We start from the raw sequence: 10152 nt of genomic DNA on the forward strand, positions 1-10152 counted from the left end.
TCATTGGATTANACANTCTTTCCTACAAACGCTTAAAGGAAATGGAATCAATTGAAAGGTGGTAATTCGTAAAAAAATCTATAATGATATTTGAAGAAAACAATAAAGCTATCTACCTTCAGATTGCCGACCGCATCTGCGATGACATCATGCAAGGCAAATACGACAGCGACAACCGCATCCCTTCTGTAAGGGAATACGCGGCATCAGTCGAAGTCAATGCCAACACTGTGATGAGATCTTACGAGCGGCTAACCTCCAGAAATCTGATTTTCAATAAACGAGGAATAGGTTTCTTCGTATCGCCGGACGCCAAAGAAAAAATAAGATGCGAAAAAAGCGAGGAACTGATGCAAAAACAGCTTCCTCCCCTCTTCAGACTGATGTGCAATCTTGGCATATCACCTGACACTTTGAAAAAGGCATATTTCGACTTTCTGTCGGTCAACGGTCAATCCGTCTAAAAACAAACATTCAAAACCAAATAAACTCTGATATGAAAAAGTTCAAGACAACATCATATATCATATGGGGCATTCTTGCCTTTACGGCAATTCTTGCGTTTCTGATTCCATTAATCATTTTTGTTCCAAGATAAGATGATCAGACTAAAAGAGGTAAACAAGACATACCCGGGCGCTGTACCGCTCCATGTGCTCAAAGGAATTGACCTGGAGATAGACAAAGGGGAACTTGTCTCGATAATGGGCGCGTCCGGCTCCGGGAAATCGACATTGCTGAATATTCTCGGCATTCTTGACAATTACGACTCAGGAGAGTATTATCTTGACAATACACTGATAAAAAACCTCAGTGAGAACAAAGCCGCCGACTACCGCAACCGGATGATCGGATTCGTGTTCCAGTCGTTCAACCTGATAAATTACAAGAACGCAATGGAGAATGTGGCTCTGCCTCTCTTCTATCAGGGGGTGTCAAGAAAGAAAAGAAACCGCATGGCAATGGAGCAGCTGGAAAAGATGGGACTTGCCGACAGGGCACACCATCTTCCGGGAGAAATGTCAGGAGGTCAGAAACAGAGGGTGGCGATCGCCCGCGCCATGATTACAGACCCCTCCATCATTCTTGCCGATGAGCCAACAGGCGCGCTCGACAGCAAGACTTCTCACGATGTGATGGAGATATTCCGCAAACTTAACGAGGAGGAGGGTAAAACGATAGTCATAGTCACTCACGACCCGGGGGTGGCGCAACAGACAGATCGTCTTATCAGAATCTCCGACGGCATTATAGTGTAGACCATGTTTGACTTTTTTCATGAAATATCGCAGACGCTCGGACACAACAAAGTCCGAACAGCACTCACCGGCATAGCCGTAACATGGGGTATCTTCATGCTGATCGTGCTGCTCAGCATGGCGAGAGGTGTAACCAACAACTTCAATGACAACATGATGCGAAACAATTATGCCAGACTGATGATATGGAGCGGTTCCACTTCGATTCCGTACAAGGGCAATCCTGAAGGAAGGAGGATACGCATGAAAGATTCCGACCTCAGAAGCGTGCCTGAGCAAAACACTAAATATGTGGATCGTGTTACCTCCCGACTGAGCGGAGGTGACAAGATGAGTTCGGGGAAGGCGAGGATAAACCAGTCTTATTCGGGCGTATTCCCCTCGGAAATGCCTGTCGGCAACAGGGGCAACATAACCAAAGGGCGATTCATAACAGACAGGGATATCGACACCAGGGCGAAAGTTATGGTGCTCCCCCAGACCTATGCTTCACAGCTTTTCCCTCCCGATGGCAAAAATGCCCTGGGTTCACGGGTGAATTGCAACGGACTCTCTTTTCTGGTGGTAGGGATATACGATAGCAAATGGAACCGAGATGTTTTCATACCTTTCTCCACAGCGAGGATGATGGCTTCTGACAAAGAAGATCTCAGGCAACTTTCCGTTGACCTTAAAGATGTCCATACGGAAGAAGACGGCAACAGCGCGGAAGAGGGGGTACGAAAGACCCTTGCTGAAAACCACAATTTTGATGAAAAAGACGAGAATGCAGTATACATCTCCAACTATTTCACAAATACACTCAGATCAAAGAACGGTCTTGCCATTCTCGACACTTGCGTATGGGTTCTCGGTATTCTCACGCTTCTGACCGGCATTGTGGGAATCAGCAACATCATGTTTGTGACAGTGCGTGAAAGAACCCACGAAATCGGAATACGCCGAGCAATAGGAGCCCGTCCGCGACAGATTCTGAGTCAGGTAATAGTAGAGTCAGTTGCGATAACTGTATTGTTCGGATATATCGGAATCGTGCTCGGAACCGCTGTCTCACAGATTATAGCGAAACTTATAGGAGACGATGGTCCGCTGCTCAACCCTACCGTAAGTCTTTCGATTGCAATGGAGGTTACTCTGGTTCTTGTTGTGGCGGGCGCGGTGGCGGGGCTTTTTCCGGCAATGAAAGCATTGAAAATAAAACCGGTTGAGGCATTGCGCGACGAATAGTTGCTTAGTTTGGACAACTTCAAAGATTACAATAGTGAAACTGACAATATTTGATAAAGAAAACTGGAAAGAGATAGGCGCGACTCTCGCACGAAACAAGACGCGGACTTTCCTCACCGGGTTCGGCATATTCTGGGGCGTTGCCATGCTGGCAATGCTGATGGGTGGCGCGACAGGGGGAGAAGACATGTTAAAGCGCAATTTCGCCGGTTTCGCGACAAACAGCGGCGGACTGGTGCCGGAACAGACCACTATGCCGTATCATGGTTACCAGAAAGGGCGACGCTGGCAGATAGACATAGCCGATGTCGCTATGCTCAGACAGTCTTTCCCGGAGCTTGAGACCATAATTCCGACGTTCCAGAAATGGGGTTCTTCGTTCAAATACGGGAAAAACTCATATTCAGGGCAATTGGTAGGTGCAGGTCCGGACTACACGGTAATGCAGAGTCCGAAGTTCTACACAGGCAGATTCATCAACGAAGCTGACGATGCGGCGGAACGCAGAGTGGCGGTCATCGGCAAGAAAGTGGCATCTCAGCTTTTTCCCGGCATTGACGACCCTGTCGGCAAAGTGATCGATGTCAACGGCGGCGCATATTCTGTGGTCGGAGTGATCGGTGACAATTCCGAGATTCATCTTAACGGAAGTCTTGACGAAAGCGTTGTCATTCCTTCTTCAACTTTCCGCAGGGCAAACGGTTATGGTGACAAAGTGGATTTTGTCATGATGGTGGCAAAAGAGAAAACCGACCTCTCGGAGGTGATACCCCGGATGCGCAGGGTGCTTTACCGCCGTCACGACATTCATCCCAATGATGAAGGGGCGCTGTGGGCAATCAATGTCGCCGAGCAGTTCAAGCAGATCGACCAGCTTTTTACCGGCATTGACCTTCTCGCACTGTTCATCGGTGTCTCGACACTTCTTGCCGGTGTCATAGGCATCGGAAACATCATGTGGGTGATAGTCAAAGAGCGGACCCAGGAAATCGGCATACGCCGGGCAATCGGAGCCAAACCGCGAGATATTATCGTGCAGGTCCTGAGTGAAGGAGCAGCACTGACTGTAATATCCGGACTTGCGGGTCTCTGTATGGCAGCCGCCGTATTGGGAATAATGCATAAAATCAACAACCCGCCGGATGCGGTGTCTGTAGCGCATTTCCAGATGAGCTTCTCCCAGGCACTGATGATTCTCGCGACTTTCATCGCACTCGGCACTCTCGCCGGACTGATTCCATCTATCAAGGCAATGAAAATCAAGCCGATTGAAGCCATAAACTCAAAATAAACGTGCAAAACACGTTAAACGGAACTGAAAATTGAAATTTGAAAACCAGTACATATGAAAATGTTTTTTAAGATCTTTCTCTGGATCATCATCGGCATCATATTCGCCGGAACATTTATCTATCTATACTACAATTCAAAAGATAAGGTAGACGTATACACCATCGAATACCCTTCTGAAGAAACTATCGAGAGAGTAAGCGTGCTTACAGGTAAAATCGAGCNTCGCGATGAAATCGACATAAAACCTCAGATTTCAGGCATCATCAGCGAGATTCTTGTGGAACCGGGAGACCACGTGAACAATGGCGACATCATTGCAAAAATCAAGGTGATACCGGAAGAGGCGCAACTCTCCTCAGCTGAAAACAGAGTCGCGATAGCAGAGATTTCACTCAGCGAGGCACGCTCGAATTTCGAACGCACACGTCAGCTTTTCGATAAAAAATATGAAAGCCGGGAGAAATATGAAAGTGACCACGCTGCCTATGAACGCGCAAAACGCGAACTCGAACAGGCAAAAGACCAACTGACAATCGTTCGCGACGGTGTCTCCGCCGCCAACGCTCAGGGTTCCAACACTCTTGTCCGCGCCACAGTTACAGGTGTCGTGCTGGAAGTACCTGTGAAAGTCGGCTCTTCAGTGATTCAGGCAAACACATTCAACGATGGCACGACAATAGCCAAAGTCGCGGATATGACCGATCTGATCTTCAACGGAAAAGTAGATGAGACTGAAGTCGACCTGCTACGCGAAGGTATGGAAGTCAGAATAACTGTCGGCGCTATTCCGGATTCAGACTATCCTGCAGTGATTGAAAAAATAGCGCCGATGGCAACAGATGACAACGGAACAAACACCTTTGAAGTCAAGGCTGCACTCAACCTCAATGCTGAAACCAAACTGCGTGCAGGATATAGCGCAAACGCAAATGTGATTCTTGAGAGTGCACAAAACACTCTGGCTGTTCCCGAAAGTGTCGTGGAATATGACGGTGACAAAGCTTACGTATATGTTTTGAAAGACTCTGTGCCAAAACAGAAATTCGAACGAAAAGAATTCAAGACCGGTTTGTCAGATGGTATTTCTGTGCAGGTTAAATCAGGTGACATCAACATTAAGACTCCTCTCAGAGGCAGTGTTATTAAGAAATAAAAATATGAAGGCATTATATAAGACACTCATCGCTCTGACATTGATCGCGCAGACTGCTGACGCCTTTGCCGAGGCATGGTCGCTCGACAGTTGCGTCTCCCATGCTGTTACCCGCAACATCAGCGTGCTTCAGCAGGAATTGAGAATCAAGGAAGGCGAACAGGGAATCATCGAAGCCAAAGACAGATTCCTCCCCTCTCTTGAGGCATCGGCATCACAGAATTTCAACTTCGGCAGAGGTCTGACCGCCCAGAATACATATGCCGACCGTAACACCTCGCAGTTCGGATGGAACGCCGGAATGAGTCTGCCGTTGTTCCAGGGACTCGCCGAATACCGGAATCTCAAGGTATCAAAACTGGTGCTTAAACAGTATATATATGAAACCGAAGCGACTAAAGACAATATCGCCCTCAACGTGATTTCTCAGTATCTCCAGGTACTCTATTGCAAAGAGGTGGCTCAAAGCGCACGTTCGCAGGCGGAACTGTCGGCTTTTGAGGTTGAACGACAGAAAGCTTTGATAGAGGCGGGGAAAGTTGCCGAAGCCTCTCTCTACGATATGGAGGCAGTAGCGGCGCAAGACCGCCTGCAGGTAGTGACAGCCGACAACGACACAAAGACTGCTCTCGTAAATCTTGCAAGTCTCCTTCAGCTGCCCTCTGCCGAGGGTTTCGATATAAAGCCTCTGCAACAGGGAGAACCTTCGATTCCGACTCCTGATTATGTCTACGCGGAAGCTATGAGATGCAACAACAGCATTCTCGGTGCAAGACAGGCTGTGAATGTCGCGACTGAAAGAATATCTTATGCAAAAAGCGGCTATATACCTACTCTTCGGTTTAACGCCGGACTGGGCTCAAGCTACTATCGTCTGGGTGGATTCGACAACGATTCTTTCAAGGCACAGATGAAACATAATTTTGCCACATATCTGGGATTCTCGCTTTCTATCCCGATTTTCGACGGTTTCAACACCCGCAATAGTGTAAGACGAGCAAAATTGCAGCAGACATCGGCAAAACTGGATCTCGACCAAAAACAATACGACCTGTACAAAAACATACAACTTGCATACTATCAGGCTACAGGAGCAAGAGAACGTTATCTAACCTCGCAGGAGACACTTGAAAAGACAAAACTTTCTTTTGATTCCACACGAGAGCGTTTCAACCTCGGAAGAGCCACACAGGCTGATTACGAACAGGCGAAAAACAATCTTTTCCGCACCGAAATCACCCGCATCCAGGCACATTACGAATATCTGATAAGACACCGCATACTCCTCTTCTATGCCAATGCACGCAAATGACCTGCAACTATAAAATTTGTTAATTTAACATTGTTCCGGCTAACATCCCCTGTTTTCCGAGTGTTTAAAAATCAAATAAGTAAGTATTAAAATTTAAAACACTTGATTATGAACATCGAAGAAATAAAAGGTAAAGCCGACCAGCTCAAGGGCAAAGCAGAAGAGCTACAGGGTAAAGCTCAGGAGTTGCTCAACAATCCTGACGTACAGGAAAAAATCAATCAAGCCAAGGATTTTCTTGGCGACGCAAAAGACAAACTTGAGGATTTCGTTGAAGACAAAACCGATGGTAAAGGTATTTTCGGTTTTGGGAAATCAGATGACAAGGAGTGATTTGCGTTGGGAAAAATCTTGTAAACAATTATCATACGTAGTCAAAGCGGGAGAGCATTCAGACGCGAAGCTCTCCCGCTTTGTATATAATCCGCATAGCTGCGGAACGACTGTGATCATACAGGCTATTACATTTCAAAACCTTGCTCTCTTATGAAATCAAGATAGATTCCGGAGAACATATCATTGGAATCTTTCGGATAGCGAACGTCTGTAAACACCTGAGCCAATGTCTTCTTCCCGTTTTCTTCAATAAATTGCCTGCTGTCGTCACGCGCTTCTTTCTCGGCAAAAATCTCATCGATTCTTTCATCGCTGTAATCACAATAGACCTCGTCATGAATGAAACCGGATGCCGGTATACGGTCGCTGCGAAGATTCCCTTCATCAGGATAACCCAATGCTACCGTTATCACAGGAACAACGCGCTTCGGCAATTCAAGAATCTCAGCTATCTGCGGAGCATTATAGGCTGTTGTGCCAAGATAACATGTGCCCAGTCCCTCCTGCTCTGCAATCGTGCAGAACTGCTGCGCGAGTATGACAGTGTCGAAAACAGCCGACATGAACGACTGGAAGTTATCATAACCGGGCTTGGCATCGCGAGCATAACACCATTTGACGAAACGGTTGAAATCCGCGCAGAAAGTAACGAGAACATCCGCACCTACTGAAGCCGGCTGATTGAAATGCGTGGGCGAGAGTAAGCGTTTGCGCTCAGCATCACGCGTTATGATTACACTGTAAAGCTGCATGTTCCCGTTTGTCGGGGCATGCGCCGCTGCCTCAAGCATCTCCCCCAGCAATTCCCTGCTGACTCTTTTGCCGGAAAACTTCCGGACTGTCATCCTCTCTTTGAAATATTTGTCTGTCATGGTTTCAATAAATCATATTACATACCGGCACAGCTTCTAAACATGGTCCGGGATGCGGTCAATATCCGGTGCAAAAATACGAAGAATATATGAAATAAAAAAAGGGTGATAACCTCAGCGGTCGCACCCTTTATAAGTTTCTACAGGTAAAAAATCTTAAGGTAAAAAAAGATTGTTTTAGGTCACTGCAAAGTTAGGTATTTTATATTCTTCTACCAAAGATTTTTTAGCAAAATGTTACAAATATGTTGTAAAACATATGTTTTTCCGAGTACCTCTCCTCTATTATGGAAAGAAAACATGATTTAACATCCGTGGCAATATCTGCGAAGCTCAAATCGGATGCCGTCCCAGACTCCGTAACTGAACATGGATATCCACTCGCCCAACACTACAACCTCACAGTCCGGAGAGATGTTTAATTCCTTGAGAAGATGAAGATGACCGAATACGAAATAATTGACACGCGAATCATTTTTCCTGTAATCTTTCGCAAAAGATGTTATGTTGTCCATCATCCTTGCAGCATCTTCTTCAGAAGGACCTTCGATCTTGCGGCTGTGACGGCTCCAGCTATATGCGAAAGGAACTGTCCAGCGTGGATGTATTGCCGAAAAAGCCTTCTGACACGCTTTATTACGGAACAATCCCCTGAGAAACCTGAACGATGGTTTAAGTCTGCCGATTCCGTCTCCGTGCGTCATAAAGAAAATTTTACCGTCTATTTCCTCCACAAGTGAACCGTCAACCACCTCTATTCCCAATTCCGATGGAAGATAGTCGAATATCCATATGTCATGATTGCCGATAAACCACACGATACGTATTCCTTTGTCGGCAAGTTCAGCGAGCTTTCCGAAAAAACGCACAAAACCGCGGGGAACCACATAACGGTATTCATACCAATAATCAAGGATGTCGCCGAGGAGATAGATCACCTCGGCGTCATCCTTGATTTCATCGAGAAAAGAGACCACTCTCTTCTCTGCTTCCTTTGAATCCGTAAAATATGGAGCTCCAAGATGGAGGTCGCTGAGAAAATACGCTTTCATAGGAATCCAAGTTCCAGCTTTGCCTCTTCTGTCATCATGTCGTTGTTCCACTCGGGTTCGAACACAAGACGGAGATCCACTTTTTCAGGTCCCTCTATGCTTACAAGCTTCTGCCTCACATCCTCCATGATGAAATCTGCAGCAGGGCAAGAGGGTGCTGTAAGTGTCATGTCTACATGAAGGACTTTGTCGGAGGGATCATACTCGATACGGTAGATCAATCCAAGATCATATACATTGACCGGTATTTCGGGGTCAAAGACCGTCTTAAGCAGTTCCACTGCCTTCTCTGTGATGCGAAGCTCCTCATCTGTCTGCACTTGCGGCGCAGAATTTGTTTCCTCGGTATTATCCATAATATCCATGTTTTTTTGAATCATGACGAGCTTATTAGAAAAGCACAGCCACATTCACCTGCCATCCTCGTGAACGAGCGCTGAAATTGTCAAGTTTTACCGTGCGACAATCATAAGAGATGCCCCAGTAATAACCTGCGGAAAGCTGATAACGTTCAAAGAACTCGCCACCGATACCGCACTGCAAGCCGAAAGAACCTGCCGGATGCTCTATAATCGGAAGATCGGATGTGGAAAGATTGAAATTGAATACCGGTCCGCCATATACGAATGGAGCCACATAATGTTCAAGACCATTCATGCGCGTCCACTTGAAACGCAGGTTGATGGGTATCTGAAGCGTATGAAACCATACATCTTCCTTCCCGTAACCATCCGAACTCCAGATATTCTGCTGACCGAAATCTACATTTGAGCCATGCATGCTGTATTTCAATGCGAAGTCGACTCCGAAACCGATACCGGGAATCATAAGTTCTCCCATCACGCCCACATTGGGGCCTACAAGAAGCTTGTTCTCAACAAGATCCTGTTTCCAATACAACTCGGAGACATTGATTCCCGCGGTCGGTCCCCACCTGAATTCCGCCAATGCGCTGAATGCCGTTACGGTCATCAGCAATGCAATTATAATTTTTCTCATTTCGAGACTATTCTATTATGGAAACACACAACGCCACACATCAGAAAAGATAGGCGGCTGTGATTGTCCAATAATTGTTCTTGACCTTTATTTTGCCGATGTTGTCACCTAACACAGGGATGTTCTTTGCAACGTTGTTGATACCGAAAGTATAACCGCCGCTGATCTGAAGATGCTTGAGCAATTCAAGACCCACGCCTACATTCCAGCCCATCTGAACAGTCTTGGTGCTTAATTCCTTGAACGTGCTCTTGTCGAGCTTCACAGCCATGGTAGGACCCGTATACACCATCGGCGACAGGAATGAGGAGACAACAGGAAGTTTGAATTTATATTTGAGATTCAACGGTATTTCAAGAAAGTTCTTACCGACAGCGCCTTCCGCCGCACCCTCCTGTATCTCGTTGTTCATATGGGTATACATGAGAGAAAGGTCGAAACCTATACCCACGATAGGCACTGTGAACTCCGTCATGACACCGGCTGTCACACCGCACTGGTTGTCTGAGGAAATGCTGTTTGGCAAATTAGTCAGATGCAATTTATTTACATTTAGACCGGCTTTGATACCGAAACGAAACTCCGCGTTAGCTTGACCTACTGCAAAAACAGCCACTATTGCTGCTATAATCAGATGTTTAAAATTTTT

The 10152-nt window shown here is 46.3% G+C and carries 12 protein-coding genes; 7 read left to right on the forward strand and 5 right to left on the reverse strand.

Annotation, left to right across the window (positions count from 1 at the left end; all coding sequences use genetic code 11):
• Positions 1-83: 83 nt before the first annotated feature.
• The 7 genes from JX312_RS04300 to JX312_RS04330 all read left to right on the forward strand — a co-directional run bounded on the left by JX312_RS04300 (position 84) and on the right by JX312_RS04330 (position 6577).
• Positions 84-464 carry a GntR family transcriptional regulator gene (locus JX312_RS04300; RefSeq protein ID WP_123407476.1) on the forward strand — a complete coding sequence of 127 codons (381 nt, stop codon included), beginning with the start codon at positions 84-86 and terminating at the stop codon, positions 462-464.
• Between the two features lie 135 nt (positions 465-599).
• Entirely contained in the window at positions 600-1259 is a 660-nt protein-coding gene (locus JX312_RS04305) for an ABC transporter ATP-binding protein (protein WP_123407478.1), read from the forward strand.
• 3 nt (positions 1260-1262) lie between these two features.
• Complete coding sequence (locus JX312_RS04310; protein ID WP_204457174.1) at positions 1263-2486, forward strand: ABC transporter permease; 1224 nt, start codon at positions 1263-1265, stop codon at positions 2484-2486.
• Positions 2487-2520: 34 nt separating this feature from the next.
• Positions 2521-3777: an ABC transporter permease gene (locus JX312_RS04315; RefSeq protein WP_172469549.1), complete on the forward strand. Its 1257-nt coding sequence runs from the start codon at positions 2521-2523 to the stop codon at positions 3775-3777.
• A 54-nt stretch (positions 3778-3831) separates the two neighbouring features.
• On the forward strand, positions 3832-4932 hold the full coding sequence (locus JX312_RS04320) for an efflux RND transporter periplasmic adaptor subunit (RefSeq protein WP_204457175.1): 1101 nt from the start codon (positions 3832-3834) through the stop codon (positions 4930-4932).
• A 4-nt stretch (positions 4933-4936) separates the two neighbouring features.
• Positions 4937-6244 carry a TolC family protein gene (locus JX312_RS04325; protein ID WP_172469551.1) on the forward strand — a complete coding sequence of 436 codons (1308 nt, stop codon included), beginning with the start codon at positions 4937-4939 and terminating at the stop codon, positions 6242-6244.
• 108 nt (positions 6245-6352) lie between these two features.
• Entirely contained in the window at positions 6353-6577 is a 225-nt protein-coding gene (locus JX312_RS04330; protein ID WP_123407488.1) for a CsbD family protein, read from the forward strand.
• 128 nt (positions 6578-6705) lie between these two features.
• On the opposite strand, the gene JX312_RS04335 is transcribed toward JX312_RS04330, so the two are convergent.
• The 5 genes from JX312_RS04335 to JX312_RS04355 form a co-directional block, all read right to left on the reverse strand.
• On the reverse strand, positions 6706-7452 hold the full coding sequence (locus JX312_RS04335) for a nitroreductase family protein (protein ID WP_204457176.1): 747 nt from the start codon (positions 7450-7452) through the stop codon (positions 6706-6708).
• 305 nt (positions 7453-7757) lie between these two features.
• Positions 7758-8504: a UDP-2,3-diacylglucosamine diphosphatase gene (locus tag JX312_RS04340; RefSeq protein WP_123407492.1), complete on the reverse strand. Its 747-nt coding sequence runs from the start codon at positions 8502-8504 to the stop codon at positions 7758-7760.
• The gene (locus JX312_RS04345; RefSeq protein ID WP_123407517.1) at positions 8501-8860 is read right to left on the reverse strand and encodes a metal-sulfur cluster assembly factor; all 360 of its coding nucleotides are present in this window, start codon (positions 8858-8860) and stop codon (positions 8501-8503) included. Before JX312_RS04345 ends, JX312_RS04340 begins: the two co-directional genes overlap by 4 nt.
• A gap of 34 nt (positions 8861-8894) precedes the next feature.
• Positions 8895-9503: an outer membrane beta-barrel protein gene (locus tag JX312_RS04350; RefSeq protein ID WP_123407494.1), complete on the reverse strand. Its 609-nt coding sequence runs from the start codon at positions 9501-9503 to the stop codon at positions 8895-8897.
• A gap of 40 nt (positions 9504-9543) precedes the next feature.
• Positions 9544-10152 (reverse strand): outer membrane beta-barrel protein (locus JX312_RS04355; protein WP_204457177.1); only part of this gene is annotated, 609 nt, incomplete at its 5' end.

This window comes from Barnesiella sp. CU968, assembly GCF_905219685.1.
Taxonomy (GTDB): domain Bacteria; phylum Bacteroidota; class Bacteroidia; order Bacteroidales; family Muribaculaceae; genus Lepagella; species Lepagella muris_A.